This window comes from Hoeflea sp. IMCC20628 (assembly GCF_001011155.1).
Classification (GTDB): Bacteria; Pseudomonadota; Alphaproteobacteria; order Rhizobiales; family Rhizobiaceae; genus Hoeflea.
In genome coordinates this window covers 1309931-1326796 of the sequence record NZ_CP011479.1, presented here as the reverse complement: position 1 = coordinate 1326796, position 16866 = coordinate 1309931, and the positions used below count along the sequence as shown (strand labels likewise).

Genomic DNA, 16866 nt, shown 5'->3' with positions numbered 1-16866 from the left:
TGTGAGCCAGACGCCGACCACCGCAGAAGGCCCCGTCACGAATGTGACCGACTTCGAGCTCGCCCGCGCGCTCGAAGTGGCGAGCGCCGTGCCCGATCCGGAAGTGCCTTGCGTCACCGTTGCCGATCTCGGCATTTTGCGCTCGGTCAGCCGTGACGAGAGCGGCCAAATCGTCGTCAGACTGACGCCGACCTATTCCGGCTGCCCGGCGGTGATCGCCATTGAGATGGCGGTTGAAACAGCGCTGCTAAGCGCCAGAATTGACTCGCGGATCGAGCGCGTCATGTCGCCGGCCTGGACCACCGACTGGATAACGGACGAAGGCCGCGAGAAGCTGCGCGCCTATGGCATCGCCCCGCCGGTGGGCGTGTCCGGAGGCAGGCGGGCTTTCTTCGCAGAAGACGTGATCGCCTGCCCGCGCTGCGGCTCGAGCCATACCACCAAGGTCTCCGAATTCGGCTCCACCGCCTGCAAGGCGCATTACCGCTGCGACGACTGCGCCGAACCGTTTGACTATTTCAAGTGCATCTGAGGAACTGACAATGGCCGCTCCGCGCTTTCATGAACTCGAAATTTCCGCTGTCCGCAACGAAACGCCGGACGCCGTGGCCATCACCTTTGCCATCCCCGAGGAGAGACGCGACGCCTTCGCTTTCCTGCCGGGCCAATACCTGACGCTGCGCGCCGACATTGGTGGCGAGGACATGCGCCGTTCCTATTCGATCTGCTCGCCGCTCAGTGAAACCGACCGCCGCACCGTCGGCGTCAAGCACATCGAGAACGGCCGCTTTTCCGGCTTCGCCCAGACGCTGAAAGCAGGCGACCGCATTCAGGTGATGCCGCCGCAGGGCCGGTTTACGGTGGAGGTCAGTGGCGACGACCATAACTATCTGCTGCTGGCCGCCGGCTCCGGCATCACGCCCTGCCTGTCGATCGCAAAGTCGGTGCTTGCCGGCGAACCCAATTCCTCGGTCACGCTGCTCTACGCCAACCGCAACTCCTCCAGCGTCATGTTCCTTGATGATCTCAATGATCTCAAAGACCGCTACACCACCCGCTTCACGCTGCTGCATGTGATGGACGAGGAAGTCCAGGACGTCGAGATCATGAATGGCCGGCTCGATGCCGCCAAGCTCGAGACCTTGGCCAGCCACGGTCTGATCGATCCGGCCAGGGCCGACGCCATCTATATCTGCGGCCCCGAGCCGATGATCCGCTCGGCCTCCACCGCGATGGCGGCCATGGGTGTGAATGAAGACCGGATCAAGTTCGAGCTGTTCACCCCGGCCCCCGGCTCGGCGCCCGCCCCTGCGCCGAAACCGAAAGCCGCCAACGGCATAGGGCCGAATGGTCCCGGCGCCTCGGTCGACATCATCCTCGACGGCGCCCGCCGCACCATAGAGGTCGACGCTGCCACCGACACGGTGCTCAGCGCGGCGATGAAGGCCGGCATGGACCTGCCTTTTTCCTGCGCCGGCGGCATGTGCTGCACCTGCCGCTGCAAGATCGTTGAAGGCACCGCCACCATGGATGAAAATTTCTCGCTCGAACCCTGGGAGATCGAAGCCGGGTTTACGCTGAGCTGCCAGGCGCGGCCGGACACAGACCGGCTGGTGCTGGATTTCGACGCGCAGTGAGCCAAGGTCGGGGACAGTTTACTTTCGGGCTGATGTCCGTTCATGGCCAGGCTGCCGGCTGATCGCCCGAAAGTAAACTGTCCCCGCACTGCAACCGCAATTACTCCCGCGCGACTGTGCCGCCGGGGTGTGAGGAGAAGTGAATCCGGAGGGCCGCACGCGGGCAGTGCCTCTGGTAAAGGAGTAGTTGGGTGGCGCTACGCGCGCGCGGCCCGGAACTCGCCGGATGGCGTCCCCATCCGACAGGCATCAGCCTCGCAATGCACACGGAGGTTGGCTACTTCACCTGCCCCTCTTCAGGGCCCTCCGTCCGGGTTGCCCCGGCCGCAGTTCGGACGAACCGCGGGAGATGCTTTGGGCGCGCATTCCGGCACGGACCTTGACGCAAAATACGCCATGTCCGCCACAGGCCCGGACCGGTGCCCCGCCCCCGCCCGCAGGCAGGAAAGCAGAACCCGGCCCGGTGGCTGGCTGGCGCAGCAATCCCTAAGGAAAGCACGCCGCCAGCGGAACCGCGTTGGCCCTCGCCTCCTCCCGTAAGGTCACGCTGACGTTTGCGCGCCTGACAGGGAGGCATTCCCTCCCACCTGCATCGAAACGTTCGCGATCCATCCGGCAGCGGGAGCAGGCCAAGCATGGCATGGGGATGGAAGATGGGGACAAAACGGCAGGGATTTTGCCAAGGGGGCTTGGATTTGCCGGGGTTTGGGCGCGGGATTGTCCCCGTTTTGGGCCCATGAGAGCGTGTTTGCGCGTTGCCCACCCGTTGACGCGAACCGCCCGCCGTCACGTGCCCGCCGCATTCTCCGGCGTCTGCACGTCCATCTCCGTCGTCACGCTCTCCACTCTTTTGGTCGTCACGCGTGCCCCTCTGTTTCGTCGCGCACCTCCCTCTCCGTCGTCATCCTCGGGCCCCGACCCGAGGATCCATTCCGTGCCCCATCCACGAGCAAACCACTGGGAAGCATCACGGAATGGATCCTCGGCTCGGAGGCCGAGGATGACGAAACGTTAGATGCGTGTTTGATGACGACTCGGTTGCTGCGATGCTCACGTGTCAGCAAACCCCCAGGGAGATGAAAATGTGCGTCTTCATCTACGTCTCGTTCAACCCTGAAATTCGGTCTGCAGCCCCGGTCGCGACCCCAGGCCCATGGAGGCATCCAGGATTGCTCCGTGCATGACGCGCGATGCAGGTGTCGCCAGAAAATGCACCACGGCGGCGATGTCGGCGGGCTGGATCAGGCGGCTCCTGGGCAGGTTTTCGCAAAACCGTGCGCGTTCCTCGGGCGTAAGCTTGTTCAGCGTGCTGGCCTGGAACATCGGCGTGTCGGTCGCCCCCGGGCAGATCGCAAAGACATCGACATCCTTGTGCGTGGTCTCGGCCGCCAATTGACGGGTCAAGAAGGCCACGGCTGCCTTGCTCATGCCATCGGACAGCCGGAACCCCGGAAACGCGGTAATGCCGCCGCCGACAGAGCTGATGTTGATCAGCTTGCGGTTCGTGCCTTCCGGCAGCGACAGGAATTCCTGACACATTTTCAGGGTGCCATCCGCATTGATGGTCATCATCAGACTGTCCTGTTCGGCAGCGTCATCCGACAAGGCGGCGACTGTGGCCGACCCGACGGCGGCATTGTTCAGCAGAATATCGATTCTGCCGTGCTCGGCGATCACGCTGGCAAAACAGCGGCGGATCGATGCGTGGCTGCGCAGATCCAGCGGGTGGGCCGTCACATTCGGCAGGTCAAAGCTGTCCAGCGCCACTGCGCGGTCTTCGACGTTTTCGACATAGGTGAAGGCAACCGTCGCGCCGTATTGCGCCAACCGTTCCACACAGGCCCGGCCAATGCCGCCGGTGCCGCCGGTCACAAGAACAATCCGGCCGCTCAGATCGAAAGGGGCCAACAGGTCAGCTGGTGTCACTGGAAAATTCCTTTTTTTCTTCGGGGACAAGGCGGCGCGGCGCGCTCATGCACGTTATGGGTAATTACCCACCCCCTTGCCATGCACCACAATGTCTGAATCCATGATGATATGGATCGGACTGATTTGCAGCAGCTGAGCAAGGACGAATTGATCGAGATGGTGCTTCGGCTCCAACGGCCTGCCAAGGATTCTCGGACGTCTTCCAAGCCGCCCTCTACGGACAAGAAAGAGAAACGCGTCAACTCACGACCGGGTGGAGCCAAGCCCGGGCATGAACCCCACAATAGGGTGCTGGCGGATTTTGCCGACATGTTTCGCGATCATGAACCGACCGCCTGCAAGAGATGCGGCCATGCGTTTTCCGGTGATGATACGATGGTGCTGGCCGGGGCCTATGACGAGATCGATATTCCTGCGATCCGTCCTCATGTCACCCGGCATCGGCGTTTTTCCTGTCATTGCCCGCAATGCGGCACGACGACAAAAGCCACCGCACCTGCCGTGGCAACCGCAACGCCGTTCGGGCCAGGCATTCACGCGCTGGCGATCTACCTCAAGAGTTTCCATGCATTGTCTTACGAACGCCTGAGCGATGTGTTCATGGATATCTTCGGCCTCCATGCGAGCGAGGGCGCGATCATGAACATGTTTGCCCGCTCCCGTCCGAGCTTCCAGGCCACAGCACAGGCCGCCAAGGCCAGCCTTCGAGCCGCCCGCGTTGTCGCCAGCGACGAAACCGGTGTGCGTATTGAGGGCACAAATGCCCAACACTGGGTTTTTCATTGCAAGGATGCCGTTGTCCACCAGCCCGATTACTCCCGTGCAGCACGGGTCGTTCACGAGACCATGGGCGGCCATGTCCCCGAGGTATGGATATCTGATCGGTATTCAGCCCAGCAATCTCACGGCCATCGACATCAAACCTGCCTTGCACATTTGGCGCGTGATACAGCCTTTGCGCTGGAACATGGCGAGGATGATCTCCCTCTTCGCTTCCAGCTTTGGTTTGGCCGTGTGTTTGATTTCGCCAGAGCCATAAGCACATTCGCTGCGTCTACCGTCGCAAGCAAGAAGCGCAAATTCGATAAACAGCTTGCCGGGCTTCTATGCGCCCCGACTTCATGCGACCTGGCCCAGAAGCTCCAGGCCAAGGTCGGGCGGGCCCGCGATCAGCTGCTGACGTTTTGCGACTATCCCGGAGAAGTCGATGTCACCAACAACACATCTGAGCGAAAGCTCCGTCCATGGGTCATTCAGAGAAAGGTGACAAACGGATATCGCGCCATGTGGGCCACCCAAGCCGAGGCGGATGTACGCACAACCGTCGATACCGCCCGCCTTAAAGGCGCAAATCCCTTCCAGGTTATCGCATCCGTCTTGGCGTAGGCCGACATCAAGGCCCGAAATCATAAATTCAGGGGTGGGTAATTACTGAACATGTTTGCCCGCTCCCGTCCGAGCTTCCAGGCCACAGCACAGGCCGCCAAGGCCAGCCTTCGAGCCGCCCGCGTTGTCGCCAGCGACGAAACCGGTGTGCGCATCGAGGGCACGAATGCTCAGCACTGGGTTTTTCATTGCAAGGATGCCGTTGTCCACCAGCCCGATTACTCCCGTGCAGCACGGGTCGTTCACGAGACCATGGGCGGCCATGTCCCCGAGGTATGGATATCTGATCGGTATTCAGCCCAGCAATCTCACGGCCACCGACATCAAACCTACCTTGCACATTTGGCGCGTGATACAGCCTTTGCGCTGGAACATGGCGAGGATGATCTCCCTCTTCGCTTCCAGCTTTGGTTTGGCCGTGTGTTTGATTTCGCCAGAGCCATAAGCACATTCGCTGCGTCTACCGTCGCAAGCAAGAAGCGCAAATTCGATAAACAGCTTGCGGGGCTTCTATGCGCCCCGACTTCATGCGACCTGGCCCAAAAGCTCCAGGCCAAGATCGGGCGGGCCCGCGATCAGCTGCTGACGTTTTGCGACTATCCCGGAGAAGTCGATGTCACCAACAACACATCTGAGCGAAAGCTCCGTCCATGGGTCATTCAGAGAAAGGTGACAAACGGATATCGCGCCATGTGGGCCACCCAAGCCGAGGCGGATGTACGCACAACCGTCGATACCGCCCGCCTTAAAGGCGCAAATCCCTTCCAGGTTATCGCATCCGTCTTGGCGTAGGCCGACATCAAGGCCCGAAATCATAAATTCAGGGGTGGGTAATTACAACAGCGTTAAGGACAATTGTCCCGCATCTGGAAGACCTGAAGTTTCTGAACGATGACATTACTGGCCATCCGCATTTGGAGATCAAGTTTAAGCACCACCGCCCGCGAGGAGCCAGACAGCGAGAAGATCAATTTTCCGATGGAACGTTGAGAATAATGTCGATCCTTTGGCTTTTGCAGGAGCGCGGTACCTCGCCTTTGCTTCTGGAGGAGCCTGAACTGTCGCTGAACGAAGAGATTGTGGCGCAACTTCCTAGAATAATGGCATCAGTCAAATCAAAATCACGAAGCGGCAGGCAATACATTATTGGTAATTACCCACCCCCTTGCCATGCACCACAATGTCTGAATCCATGATGATATGGATCGGACTGATTTGCAGCAGCTGAGCAAGGACGAATTGATCGAGATGGTGCTTCGGCTCCAACGGCCTGCCAAGGATTCTCGGACGTCTTCCAAGCCGCCCTCTACGGACAAGAAAGAGAAACGCGTCAACTCACGACCGGGTGGAGCCAAGCCCGGGCATGAACCCCACAATAGGGTGCTGGCGGATTTTGCCGACATGTTTCGCGATCATGAACCGACCGCCTGCAAGAGATGCGGCCATGCGTTTTCCGGTGATGATACGATGGTGCTGGCCGGGGCCTATGACGAGATCGATATTCCTGCGATCCGTCCTCATGTCACCCGGCATCGGCGTTTTTCCTGTCATTGCCCGCAATGCGGCACGACGACAAAAGCCACCGCACCTGCCGTGGCAACCGCAACGCCGTTCGGGCCAGGCATTCACGCGCTGGCGATCTACCTCAAGAGTTTCCATGCATTGTCTTACGAACGCCTGAGCGATGTGTTCATGGATATCTTCGGCCTCCATGCGAGCGAGGGCGCGATCATGAACATGTTTGCCCGCTCCCGTCCGAGCTTCCAGGCCACAGCACAGGCCGCCAAGGCCAGCCTTCGAGCCGCCCGCGTTGTCGCCAGCGACGAAACCGGTGTGCGCATCGAGGGCACGAATGCTCAGCACTGGGTTTTTCATTGCAAGGATGCCGTTGTCCACCAGCCCGATTACTCCCGTGCAGCACGGGTCGTTCACGAGACCATGGGCGGCCATGTCCCCGAGGTATGGATATCTGATCGGTATTCAGCCCAGCAATCTCACGGCCACCGACATCAAACCTACCTTGCACATTTGGCGCGTGATACAGCCTTTGCGCTGGAACATGGCGAGGATGATCTCCCTCTTCGCTTCCAGCTTTGGTTTGGCCGTGTGTTTGATTTCGCCAGAGCCATAAGCACATTCGCTGCGTCTACCGTCGCAAGCAAGAAGCGCAAATTCGATAAACAGCTTGCGGGGCTTCTATGCGCCCCGACTTCATGCGACCTGGCCCAAAAGCTCCAGGCCAAGATCGGGCGGGCCCGCGATCAGCTGCTGACGTTTTGCGACTATCCCGGAGAAGTCGATGTCACCAACAACACATCTGAGCGAAAGCTCCGTCCATGGGTCATTCAGAGAAAGGTGACAAACGGATATCGCGCCATGTGGGCCACCCAAGCCGAGGCGGATGTACGCACAACCGTCGATACCGCCCGCCTTAAAGGCGCAAATCCCTTCCAGGTTATCGCATCCGTCTTGGCGTAGGCCGACATCAAGGCCCGAAATCATAAATTCAGGGGTGGGTAATTACAACAGCGTTAAGGACAATTGTCCCGCATCTGGAAGACCTGAAGTTTCTGAACGATGACATTACTGGCCATCCGCATTTGGAGATCAAGTTTAAGCACCACCGCCCGCGAGGAGCCAGACAGCGAGAAGATCAATTTTCCGATGGAACGTTGAGAATAATGTCGATCCTTTGGCTTTTGCAGGAGCGCGGTACCTCGCCTTTGCTTCTGGAGGAGCCTGAACTGTCGCTGAACGAAGAGATTGTGGCGCAACTTCCTAGAATAATGGCATCAGTCAAATCAAAATCACGAAGCGGCAGGCAATACATTATTGGTAATTACCCACCCCCTTGCCATGCACCACAATGTCTGAATCCATGATGATATGGATCGGACTGATTTGCAGCAGCTGAGCAAGGACGAATTGATCGAGATGGTGCTTCGGCTCCAACGGCCTGCCAAGGATTCTCGGACGTCTTCCAAGCCGCCCTCTACGGACAAGAAAGAGAAACGCGTCAACTCACGACCGGGTGGAGCCAAGCCCGGGCATGAACCCCACAATAGGGTGCTGGCGGATTTTGCCGACATGTTTCGCGATCATGAACCGACCGCCTGCAAGAGATGCGGCCATGCGTTTTCCGGTGATGATACGATGGTGCTGGCCGGGGCCTATGACGAGATCGATATTCCTGCGATCCGTCCTCATGTCACCCGGCATCGGCGTTTTTCCTGTCATTGCTCGCAATGCGGCACGACGACAAAAGCCACCGCACCTGCCGTGGCAACCGCAACGCCGTTCGGGCCAGGCATTCACGCGCTGGCGATCTACCTCAAGAGTTTCCATGCATTGTCTTACGAACGCCTGAGCGGTGTGTTCATGGATATCTTCGGCCTCCATGCGAGCGAGGGCGCGATCATGAACATGTTTGCCCGCTCCCGTCCGAGCTTCCAGGCCACAGCACAGGCCGCCAAGGCCAGCCTTCGAGCCGCCCGCGTTGTCGCCAGCGACGAAACCGGTGTGCGTATTGAGGGCACAAATGCCCAACACTGGGTTTTTCATTGCAAGGATGCCGTTGTCCACCAGCCCGATTACTCCCGTGCAGCACGGGTCGTTCACGAGACCATGGGCGGCCATGTCCCCGAGGTATGGATATCTGATCGGTATTCAGCCCAGCAATCTCACGGCCATCGACATCAAACCTGCCTTGCACATTTGGCGCGTGATACAGCCTTTGCGCTGGAACATGGCGAGGATGATCTCCCTCTTCGCTTCCAGCTTTGGTTTGGCCGTGTGTTTGATTTCGCCAGAGCCATAAGCACATTCGCTGCGTCTACCGTCGCAAGCAAGAAGCGCAAATTCGATAAACAGCTTGCCGGGCTTCTATGCGCCCCGACTTCATGCGACCTGGCCCAAAAGCTCCAGGCCAAGATCGGGCGGGCCCGCGATCAGCTGCTGACGTTTTGCGACTATCCCGGAGAAGTCGATGTCACCAACAACACATCTGAGCGAAAGCTCCGTCCATGGGTCATTCAGAGAAAGGTGACAAACGGATATCGCGCCATGTGGGCCGCCCAAGCCGAGGCGGATGTACGCACAACCGTCGATACCGCCCGCCTTAAAGGCGCAAATCCCTTCCAGGTTATCGCATCCGTCTTGGCGTAGGCCGACATCAAGGCCCGAAATCATAAATTCAGGGGTGGGTAATTACCATTATTACAACGCATAGTCAGGCGCTCCTGTCAAATTCAGGTATAGATCCTCGTGGAATAGTAATAATAACACCTTCGGATGATGGTTCAATCATTCGTGGAGTTTCCGTGGATGAGAAATTGGCGCTTGGGGGCAGGTCTTTCTGCTGCGGAAGCGGTTTTGCCGAACGCCAGAAAGACTGGTCAACTAGATTTCTTACTATGAACGTATTTTATTGTATAGAGGACGAATTGAGTCGAGCGGTAGCTGAAAGGTTGATCCGTGAGTGCTGTCCAATCGGTACGGGAATGCAAGAACTTGGGAAAACCTATGGCGGATTTGGTTATATAAGGAACAATTTGCAGTAATTTCATAATCTCGCGCAAAGATCGCCCGTTCTTATTATAACGGATTTGGATCGCGGAGCGTGCGCACCTTCGCTTAGAAGTAGATGGCTCCAGTCCGCGAATATTCCTGAGCCTTTGCCGGGAAATATGTTGTTTTGTATAGCCCAGACAGAAATTGAATCTTGGTTGTTGGCCGATACAATTGGCATCGCCGCGTTTTTAGAAGTCAGCCCCGGCAGGCTGGCGGGTAACATTGAGTCGACTATCGTTGACTCGAAGGAGTATCTTGTCCGATTGGCGACGGGGTCTTCGAGCGCCGACATTCGGCGTGACCTGACACCTGCTCCAAAAAGTACTGCGCCAACCGGCCTCAGTTACAATTTTAGATTGTCTCAGTTTGTCTGCAATGATTGGAATCCTCAAGAAGCGGCAATAAATAGTTTTAGCCTTCGCCGTGCCATTGCTAAGCTATCTTTATTGAATGTGTAAAAGACCGCTTCGGCATTTTGCCGTTCTCGAGCTCGTAATGACCGCTATGCGAAACGTAAGCCGCGCTGCAGCGGTTTGTCCGTTAGTAAACAACAGTTACGGGCCGAAAATGCCACGATAAGGACCAGCCGATAGTTTTCTTCCGCCTATGCTCACCCCCTCTTGCGCATCCAAATCCAGCGCCAGCTTCTCGGTATTCGGTCGGGCCTGACAACTCAGCGTAAACCCAGCTTTGATTTCCCGGTGTTCGAGCGAATAATTCTCATCCATTATGGCGGTGCATTCGATGGTCTTGCAGCGGCAGGTACATCACATGCCGCCCTTTGCTGCGCGTCGTCATCAAACACCGATCTCTCGTTTCTTCATCCTCGGGCCCCGACCCGAGGATCCATTCCGTGATGTTTCCCAGTGGTTTGCTCGTGGATGGGGCACGGCATGGATCCTCGGCTCGGAGGCCGAGGATGACGACGGAGAGGGACGTGCGCGACGCCCCAGAGGGGCACGCGTGACGACAAAGCAAGTGGAGAGCATGACGCCGTAGACTGCGGCAGCGCGTGACGGCGGGTAGCAGGCTTTCGCTTCCGGATCAGCATCTGGCGTCATCTGTTCAGGGTCGCTGGCTTTTGACGCCTCGACCGGGGCAGACTGTTCCACAAGGCAGGGTCTTGCGACAAAACAGTGAACTCTGTTCTGCCGCGCGGCCGCGATAGTGTTTTTGCTTGCTCCGAATTTAGTGCCATAACGGTAATTACCCACCCCTGAATTTATGATTTCGGGCCTTGATGTCGGCCTACGCCAAGACGGATGCGATAACCTGGAAGGGATTTGCGCCTTTAAGGCGGGCGGTATCGACGGTTGTGCGTACATCCGCCTCGGCTTGGGTGGCCCACATGGCGCGATATCCGTTTGTCACCTTTCTCTGAATGACCCATGGACGGAGCTTTCGCTCAGATGTGTTGTTGGTGACATCGACTTCTCCGGGATAGTCGCAAAACGTCAGCAGCTGATCGCGGGCCCGCCCGATCTTGGCCTGGAGCTTTTGGGCCAGGTCGCATGAAGTCGGGGCGCATAGAAGCCCCGCAAGCTGTTTATCGAATTTGCGCTTCTTGCTTGCGACGGTAGACGCAGCGAATGTGCTTATGGCTCTGGCGAAATCAAACACACGGCCAAACCAAAGCTGGAAGCGAAGAGGGAGATCATCCTCGCCATGTTCCAGCGCAAAGGCTGTATCACGCGCCAAATGTGCAAGGCAGGTTTGATGTCGGTGGCCGTGAGATTGCTGGGCTGAATACCGATCAGATATCCATACCTCGGGGACATGGCCGCCCATGGTCTCGTGAACGACCCGTGCTGCACGGGAGTAATCGGGCTGGTGGACAACGGCATCCTTGCAATGAAAAACCCAGTGCTGAGCATTCGTGCCCTCGATGCGCACACCGGTTTCGTCGCTGGCGACAACGCGGGCGGCTCGAAGGCTGGCCTTGGCGGCCTGTGCTGTGGCCTGGAAGCTCGGACGGGAGCGGGCAAACATGTTCAGTAATTACCCACCCCTGAATTCGTGATTTCCGGTTCTTCTACCGGCCTATGCCAGGACGGATGCGATGACCTGGAAGGGGTTTGCGCCTTTGAGGCGTGCGGTATCGACTGTCGTGCGTATGTTCGCTTCGGCTTGGGCGGCCCACATGGCGCGATATCCGTTTGTCACCTTTCGCTGAATGACCCATGGACGGAGCTTTCGCTCAGATGTGTTGTTGGTGACATCGACTTCTCCGGGATAGTCGCAAAACGTCAGCAGCTGATCGCGGGCCCGCCCGACCTTGGCCTGGAGCTTCTGGGCCAGGTCGCATGAAGTCGGGGCGCATAGAAGCCCGGCAAGCTGTTTATCGAATTTGCGCTTCTTGCTTGCGACGGTAGACGCAGCGAATGTGCTTATGGCTCTGGCGAAATCAAACACACGGCCAAACCAAAGCTGGAAGCGAAGAGGGAGATCATCCTCGCCATGTTCCAGCGCAAAGGCTGTATCACGCGCCAAATGTGCAAGGCAGGTTTGATGTCGATGGCCGTGAGATTGCTGGGCTGAATACCGATCAGATATCCATACCTCGGGGACATGGCCGCCCATGGTCTCGTGAACGACCCGTGCTGCACGGGAGTAATCGGGCTGGTGGACAACGGCATCCTTGCAATGAAAAACCCAGTGTTGGGCATTTGTGCCCTCAATACGCACACCGGTTTCGTCGCTGGCGACAACGCGGGCGGCTCGAAGGCTGGCCTTGGCGGCCTGTGCTGTGGCCTGGAAGCTCGGACGGGAGCGGGCAAACATGTTCATGATCGCGCCCTCGCTCGCATGGAGGCCGAAGATATCCATGAACACATCGCTCAGGCGTTCGTAAGACAATGCATGGAAACTCTTGAGGTAGATCGCCAGCGCGTGAATGCCTGGCCCGAACGGCGTTGCGGTTGCCACGGCAGGTGCGGTGGCTTTTGTCGTCGTGCCGCATTGCGGGCAATGACAGGAAAAACGCCGATGCCGGGTGACATGAGGACGGATCGCAGGAATATCGATCTCGTCATAGGCCCCGGCCAGCACCATCGTATCATCACCGGAAAACGCATGGCCGCATCTCTTGCAGGCGGTCGGTTCATGATCGCGAAACATGTCGGCAAAATCCGCCAGCACCCTATTGTGGGGTTCATGCCCGGGCTTGGCTCCACCCGGTCGTGAGTTGACGCGTTTCTCTTTCTTGTCCGTAGAGGGCGGCTTGGAAGACGTCCGAGAATCCTTGGCAGGCCGTTGGAGCCGAAGCACCATCTCGATCAATTCGTCCTTGCTCAGCTGCTGCAAATCAGTCCGATCCATATCATCATGGATTCAGACATTGTGGTGCATGGCAAGGGGGTGGGTAATTACACGCTGTTTCTATGCGCTTCAGGCGAGCCTCTCTCGTACGCGGTGTAGTCCGCGCGATTCTCAACATGAATTCTTGACCAAATGGGTCATCATCTATGACCCGCCCGCCAATTTGGTCACCGAATTTCAGTAACTGAGGAACGAGATGGACGTAGGTAGAACCAGAAAAGAAATCTGCCAGTTCGCGAAATTTCGCATTTGCACTGATCTGCTCGATATGCGTTTAGCGAAGGAGAAGTTCATCACTTATCTCGGGCTGTCCTGGTCTCTCTATCAGAACGGTAGACTTTCCATCCGGCTTAAATAATGTCACTCGTTCCTTCGTGACCTGCGGATCACGCTTGCCTTTCGGTGGAATGTTGAAGCCAAGTTCGTATCTCCAAATTAGAGTATCATTATCGTCTACTACGTCAGCTTCAATTAGTATTTCAGTGTCGTTTCGTGCATGTAAACATCGGATTTTTCCGACCCCACCGCGACGCTCGATTGCATCCTGAAGTCCGCCGCCACGATGCTTCGACACGTCCCTCAAGAAGCGTATAGCATCCAAGAGATTTGACTTGCCCGCAGCATTAGGTCCCAAAATGTAGACAGATTCAGGAAGGTTCTGAATCTCGCCAGACTTAAAGTTCCGCCAATTCTTGAGTTTCAAACGGCTAATGTGCATTGGGATTCCTAGAATTGATATCTGGAGAGATTAAGCACCGAGACAATTTCCCACAAGCCTCCTCTATAACATCCACACCGGACCGTCGGGCTGTATGCGTTAATCCGGGTTTTGCTAGCTGGCCCTGTCATTTAGCTGGCGAACCGAATTCCGATCCCCTCCCAATCCAGCCTCACACCACAAACAGTCGATCCACCCTCCCCTCACCGCCCCTCAAGCGCCAGATACACCGCGTGGGCGATCATCACGTCGAGATGGGCGCCGCCGCCGTTCTTGAAGATGGTGATCTCGTCGGTCGCGCCGCGTCCGGCCCTGGCCTGAACCAGATCATGCAGATCGCCCTGGATATCGGCTTTGGTTATCACGCCGGAGGCCATCGGGATCATCACTTCGCCGATATGGCCGACGGTGGTGGCAAAGCTGTCGACAAACAGCCGGCCGCGGGTCAGCACCGCATCGTCGGCCTCGCGCATCGACGGCGTATAGGCGCCGACCAGATCGACATGGGTGCCGGGCTTGAGCGCCGCGCCACGGATCAGCGGCTCGGTCGACATGGTGGCCGAGCAGATCAGGTCGGCGCGCGCCACTGCCGCATCCAGATCGCTTACCACTTCGGCGGAAATTCCGTCGTCGGCGAGCGATTGCACCAGATCCTCGGCCCGGCCCTGGCTGCGGTTCCAGACCAGCACCCGGTCGAGCGTTGGCCGCACGGTACGGTGCGCGTCAATCAACGGCCGCGCCATCGAGCCGGCGCCGACCATCAGCATGGTGCGCACATCAAGCCGCGACAGGCACGACGAGCCAAGCGCTGAATCCCCCGCCGTCTTCCAGGCGGTGAGGTCAACGCCTTCGAGCACGGCAACGACATCGCCGCGCGCCTCGTCAAACAGCAGCACCTGGCCCTGCACCGATGGCCGCGCCGGCTCGGCCGAGGGATTGTCGGGATAGATCGTCACCGCCTTGACGCCCGAGGCAAGGCCCGGAATCCAGGCGGTGCGCACCAGCATCTTGCGGCCGGCATTTTCCACCAGCGAATCGCGCAAGTCCGCCGGCGGCATCAGGTGGCCGGCGCGCAGCGCCTCCACGGCAAATGGCCAGGAACAGACCGAACGGATATCGTCTCCGGTAACAATGCGCATGATTAGTCCTTTATCAGTCAGTCAGCAGTTTCCAGGCGCATCTAACCCTCGCCCGCACCCTGTCGCAAGGGCGCATCAGCTGCAAAAATCCCGTCCTGCCCTGCGGCAGAACGGGACGCTTCCAGTCCCAAACAGGCCTGGTGCGGCAAATGCCTATTTTCTGGTGTGCTGGGTCATCGCCTTGCGCACTTCTTCCAGCGTTTCCTGCATGTTGTCCTGCATCATCTTGAAGGCGTCGGCGCTGGATTTCTGCGCCATGCCGGCAATCTCGCTGGTGTTCTTGATCGCGGTTTCAAACGAGCGCTTGGCGAAATCCGCCTGCGCCTTCATCATCGATTGCGGATCGCTGCCGCCCTTGAGATTTTCGGCCATGGCGGAGATTTCATCGAGCGCCTCCTGAACCATTTCGCGCTGGCGCTCGAGAATCGACGTCGCCCCCGAGCCTGCCTTTTTGGCGGCCGTGTCCAGCGCCTGCAGGTTCTTCTTGTGCCGCTCGACCAGCGCTTCCAGATCCGGCGACGGCAGCTTCATGTCCTTGCCGAAATTCATGAACATGGAAACCATGTCTTCGGTGCTGTTCTTCTTCTCGGCCATGGAAACTCTCCCGGTTACGGCGGCAGGAGGCCGCCAGTTGCACTGAGGCCGACTATACAGGCCCGGCCGTGTTGTCCCAATGCCAATTTTCCAGGACCTTCCGGCCACATCGCCACCGCGCCGCCAAAGCCGTGAAAAAGTGTCCGACGCCCCTTGAAGCTTATGTTGCGGCGCAATATATGTTGCAGTGCACAACAACAATTCGCCCCGGGTCACAATGAACGGGGCATGACATTGCTCACACTCGAGGATGACTGACATGACAAAGACCACCAAGACATCAAACGCCAAGACCACTGCAGCCGACACAAGCGCCGCCCACACAGGCGCAGCTTCCACCAATGACGCCAAGACCATGATCATGGATGCGGTCGAAAACCTGCAGGAAAAGATGGTTGCTCCGGAAGCCGCCCGCGAGTTCGTTGCCCAGCAGGCAGCCACCGTGCAGGCCCGCACCGAAGCAGCCCACGAAGGCGCTGCCAAGCTGAACGCCGAAGCGGAAAAAGCCGCGGTGTCGTTTGTCGGCCACTACGCCAATTTCACCAAGAGCCTGATCGACATGACCGCCGCCAATGTCCGCCACGCCTTCGAGACAGTCGAGAAGGTTGCTGGCGCCAAGTCGCTGCCCGACGCTCTCAAGCACCAGGCCGACTTTCTGCGCGACAGCTCGAAAGCCAATTTCGACCGCCTCAAGGATGTCTCCGAGACCGCCAAGGCATCGATGGAACAGGCCGCAGCCACCGCGCGCGAAGCCGCTGCCAAGGCCATGAACCACGGCAACAAGGCCGCCTGATCCGTTTCAGGACCGGCACATAAATATGGCCCGGGATGCGTTGATCGCCTCCCGGGCCTTTTGTTGTCCGCTCGCACGAGAGAATGATTTTCTATTGTTTTGAATGACTTGAGGGAAACACCGGATTCAATCTGCCAGGCAGTTGAATCCGTTCCTCAGATCAGCGAAGTCGGAACTGACGGGGCTTCGCCCACTGGCAGCGGCACCGGATAATTCTGTTTCGCCACATGCCTGCCCGCCAGCCGCAAGCCTTCGGCGACATTGATGCGCCCGATCGATTGATCGACGGCAAACTGCATCCGGGCGCCAAACCGGCGCGCCAGTGCTTTCATCGCATGGTTCTGCGCACCGGTCTCGACGATGATGGTGGAGATGTCATTTTCCGATGCGGCCCGCAGCAAAGCCTTGAGCAGGATCGTGCCCAGCCCCTTGTGGCGCCAGTCCGATGCCACGGAGAATGCCGATTCGCCCTGCCCCGGCTCGATCTTGCCGCCGGTGTGCAGCTCCGCAACCGCGACCAGATGGTCGTCGTCAAAGGCGCCGATGACGAGCGCCTCGTTGAGCGAGCGGGCGATATATTTGTCGAGCCAGAAGTCCGACACCAGACCGTTGAAACGATCCCGGAAATCTTCAAAATGCAGTTCGTGGATATGGTCGCGGAAAGCCACAGCGTCCGCCGGGCCGAGATATCTCAGCTTGACGTCATCGCCAAGGGCAAATTGCGGCTCACGCGGCTTGAACAGAAACTTCAAAAACATGGTCGACTTCCAAAGGTCATTCCTC

Annotated in this window: 12 protein-coding genes and 2 pseudogenes; 7 read left to right on the top strand and 7 right to left on the bottom strand. The window is 58.2% G+C overall.

The genetic code is table 11. The features are described 5' to 3' along the window. Position 1 precedes the first annotated feature (1 nt). Together paaD and IMCC20628_RS06200 are read left to right on the top strand one after the other, a co-directional pair. Entirely contained in the window at positions 2-532 is a 531-nt protein-coding gene (paaD, locus tag IMCC20628_RS06205; RefSeq protein ID WP_082128037.1) for a 1,2-phenylacetyl-CoA epoxidase subunit PaaD, read from the top strand. Positions 533-542: 10 nt separating this feature from the next. After that, entirely contained in the window at positions 543-1637 is a 1095-nt protein-coding gene (locus IMCC20628_RS06200) for a 2Fe-2S iron-sulfur cluster-binding protein (protein ID WP_047029494.1), read from the top strand. A 1107-nt stretch (positions 1638-2744) separates the two neighbouring features. On the opposite strand, the gene IMCC20628_RS06195 is transcribed toward IMCC20628_RS06200, so the two are convergent. Beyond that, positions 2745-3563 (bottom strand): SDR family oxidoreductase, encoded by an 819-nt coding sequence (locus IMCC20628_RS06195; RefSeq protein ID WP_197078398.1) that lies wholly within the window; start codon positions 3561-3563, stop codon positions 2745-2747. 111 nt (positions 3564-3674) lie between these two features. On the opposite strand from IMCC20628_RS06195, the gene IMCC20628_RS06190 reads away from it, so the two are divergent. The 4 genes and pseudogenes from IMCC20628_RS06190 to IMCC20628_RS06165 all read left to right on the top strand — a co-directional run bounded on the left by IMCC20628_RS06190 (position 3675) and on the right by IMCC20628_RS06165 (position 9116). Next, on the top strand, positions 3675-4952 hold the full coding sequence (locus tag IMCC20628_RS06190; RefSeq protein ID WP_047029493.1) for an IS66 family transposase: 1278 nt from the start codon (positions 3675-3677) through the stop codon (positions 4950-4952). 36 nt (positions 4953-4988) lie between these two features. Beyond that, a pseudogene (locus tag IMCC20628_RS06185) lies at positions 4989-5744 on the top strand (transposase); the annotation flags it as partial. A 408-nt stretch (positions 5745-6152) separates the two neighbouring features. Continuing rightward, on the top strand, positions 6153-7430 hold the full coding sequence (locus IMCC20628_RS06175; RefSeq protein ID WP_047029491.1) for an IS66 family transposase: 1278 nt from the start codon (positions 6153-6155) through the stop codon (positions 7428-7430). 408 nt (positions 7431-7838) lie between these two features. Beyond that, a complete protein-coding gene (locus IMCC20628_RS06165) occupies positions 7839-9116 on the top strand; it encodes an IS66 family transposase (protein ID WP_047029489.1) in 1278 nt (425 codons plus the stop codon). A 1653-nt stretch (positions 9117-10769) separates the two neighbouring features. On the opposite strand, the pseudogene IMCC20628_RS06155 reads toward IMCC20628_RS06165, so the two are convergent. From IMCC20628_RS06155 to phaP, 5 genes and pseudogenes are all read right to left on the bottom strand, one after another. Next, positions 10770-11531 (bottom strand): annotated as a pseudogene (locus IMCC20628_RS06155) (transposase); the annotation flags it as partial. Between the two features lie 30 nt (positions 11532-11561). After that, positions 11562-12839, bottom strand: coding sequence for an IS66 family transposase (locus tag IMCC20628_RS06150; RefSeq protein WP_047029486.1), 1278 nt, complete (start codon positions 12837-12839; stop codon positions 11562-11564). A 274-nt stretch (positions 12840-13113) separates the two neighbouring features. After that, the gene (locus tag IMCC20628_RS06145) at positions 13114-13557 is read right to left on the bottom strand and encodes an AAA family ATPase (protein WP_052766320.1); all 444 of its coding nucleotides are present in this window, start codon (positions 13555-13557) and stop codon (positions 13114-13116) included. 203 nt (positions 13558-13760) lie between these two features. Further along, positions 13761-14696, bottom strand: coding sequence for an ornithine cyclodeaminase (locus IMCC20628_RS06140; RefSeq protein ID WP_047029485.1), 936 nt, complete (start codon positions 14694-14696; stop codon positions 13761-13763). A 153-nt stretch (positions 14697-14849) separates the two neighbouring features. Next, the gene (gene phaP / locus IMCC20628_RS06135) at positions 14850-15290 is read right to left on the bottom strand and encodes a TIGR01841 family phasin (protein WP_047029484.1); all 441 of its coding nucleotides are present in this window, start codon (positions 15288-15290) and stop codon (positions 14850-14852) included. Positions 15291-15549: 259 nt separating this feature from the next. Between phaP and IMCC20628_RS06130 the strand changes: the two genes are divergently transcribed. Beyond that, positions 15550-16083, top strand: coding sequence for a phasin family protein (locus tag IMCC20628_RS06130; RefSeq protein WP_047029483.1), 534 nt, complete (start codon positions 15550-15552; stop codon positions 16081-16083). Positions 16084-16238: 155 nt separating this feature from the next. Here the strand turns inward: IMCC20628_RS06130 and IMCC20628_RS06125 are convergent, their stop codons facing one another. After that, positions 16239-16841, bottom strand: coding sequence for a GNAT family N-acetyltransferase (locus IMCC20628_RS06125; protein ID WP_047029482.1), 603 nt, complete (start codon positions 16839-16841; stop codon positions 16239-16241). Between the last annotated feature and the right edge of the window lie 25 nt (positions 16842-16866).

Bases quoted from the DNA above. Each gene is read 5' to 3' on its own strand.
- IMCC20628_RS06200 (WP_047029494.1), top strand. From the start codon at position 543: ATGGCCGCTCCGCGCTTTCATGAACTCGAAATTTCCGCTGTCCGCAAC.
- IMCC20628_RS06190 (WP_047029493.1), top strand. From the start codon at position 3,675: ATGGATCGGACTGATTTGCAGCAGCTGAGCAAGGACGAATTGATCGAG.
- IMCC20628_RS06175 (WP_047029491.1), top strand. From the start codon at position 6,153: ATGGATCGGACTGATTTGCAGCAGCTGAGCAAGGACGAATTGATCGAG.
- IMCC20628_RS06165 (WP_047029489.1), top strand. From the start codon at position 7,839: ATGGATCGGACTGATTTGCAGCAGCTGAGCAAGGACGAATTGATCGAG.
- IMCC20628_RS06150 (WP_047029486.1), bottom strand. From the start codon at position 12,839: ATGGATCGGACTGATTTGCAGCAGCTGAGCAAGGACGAATTGATCGAG.
- IMCC20628_RS06145 (WP_052766320.1), bottom strand. From the start codon at position 13,557: ATGCACATTAGCCGTTTGAAACTCAAGAATTGGCGGAACTTTAAGTCT.
- IMCC20628_RS06140 (WP_047029485.1), bottom strand. From the start codon at position 14,696: ATGCGCATTGTTACCGGAGACGATATCCGTTCGGTCTGTTCCTGGCCA.
- phaP (WP_047029484.1), bottom strand. From the start codon at position 15,290: ATGGCCGAGAAGAAGAACAGCACCGAAGACATGGTTTCCATGTTCATG.
- IMCC20628_RS06130 (WP_047029483.1), top strand. From the start codon at position 15,550: ATGACAAAGACCACCAAGACATCAAACGCCAAGACCACTGCAGCCGAC.
- IMCC20628_RS06125 (WP_047029482.1), bottom strand. From the start codon at position 16,841: ATGTTTTTGAAGTTTCTGTTCAAGCCGCGTGAGCCGCAATTTGCCCTT.